General features: G+C 50.2%; 1 protein-coding gene and 1 pseudogene. Both read left to right on the top strand.

Going from position 1 to position 1,276, the window contains the following annotated elements; translation table 11 throughout:
* Nucleotides 1–587, top strand: a pseudogene (locus AC1DRJ_RS28170) (hypothetical protein); the annotation flags it as partial.
* A gap of 13 nt (nucleotides 588–600) precedes the next feature.
* Nucleotides 601–1,276 (top strand): mitomycin antibiotic biosynthesis protein (locus AC1DRJ_RS28165; RefSeq protein WP_477805024.1); only part of this gene is annotated, 676 nt, incomplete at its 3' end.

The following is a 1,276-nucleotide window of genomic DNA, read 5'->3' as shown; positions in this document are numbered from 1 at the left end:
CCCTGGATGAGTGCTTGCTCACTTCGATGGGTAGGAAACACTACAAAGAAATGATGCGCCTGACGCGCCGGGCCGAGGACCTCTGTCATACGCAGGTATACCGTCTTGGTGAATTGTCCGAGAACAGCGAGGTGTTGGTGGCGTTCTCACTTCTTCAATCCTTCAATGTGGATAAATACCAGCACGTCAAAAACCTCTATTCGCTCGAGGCAATGCAGGCACTGGCACGGTCGACGGAAGGTTCAAAGTACTACATCAAAATGAACTACGACAAAACGACCCATGCACCGGTCTATGGCTCGCTCAGTTACGCCGATGAACAACGCGGGGTTTTCTCGCAACTGGTTCAGGGTCAAGATCGAAGCCAGGTTCCGGCGGGGCTGAACCTGTACGTCAGCGATTATTACCAACTGTACAAAGTGGCAGAATCACTGGGTTTCAAGAACAACTGCCTAGGGCGGGGAGCAATCGATATAAAGATACGGATGGGCGCCAACCGGGTGGTGGACCTGGAGAGCTGGCTGATTCCGGTCCGAACGAACAACCCGCATCAAATGCATGAGTTTTCAAGTACGAGAGACAGCTAACAAGGAGTTTAAAATGTCTTTTTTCGATATCAACAAACAGCTTTACAGTGTTCATAGGATAGAGAACGGCATCTCTATCATGGATTACCCAACGTCGGACTTCGACTTGGCAGGGACACTTCAAAAGACCTTGGCCAGTCGCTACAACCTCAAAACCGACTTTGCACTGAACAAAATACATGAATGCCTGAGCCAGGAACAAATCAGCAATCATCTGGAAGACTCCGGCCATTGGCATGACCCTCTGCAAACACTCGGGGCGCCGATGATCGAGGCGTATTACAAGTTTGTTCATTGGCTCAGCGACCATCTGGATTTTGATTTCGTATTCGAACACAACCCATTGGTCCGCTATCACATCCCCGCCAAACTGGATGATCGATACAGGTTGCCGGATGGCGAACTTTTCACCCATCACTCGGACACGCTGCTGGGCGATTATTTTCAACAGATCAACATGTGGCTGCCATTTTGTGACGTGAAAAATACCGGCGCGCTCAGCGTTTGCTCCAGAACTGCCAGCATCAACACTCTTAAAGCCTTTGCGCAAGAGCAGGGTTATACCTATGACGAATACAAAGAAAGTCGGGTCGCCTTTTTTGACTATGCAAAGCAACGTCCCCAACTGATGGCCGATCTGCGCACCGACGCCATGCCGACCAACCTTCGTTACGGTCAATGCTTGATGT

Source organism: Pseudomonas sp. P5_B2, from assembly GCF_056400445.1.
Note: the sequence above shows the minus strand (reverse complement) of the source record. Positions and strands in the feature narration are given on the sequence as shown.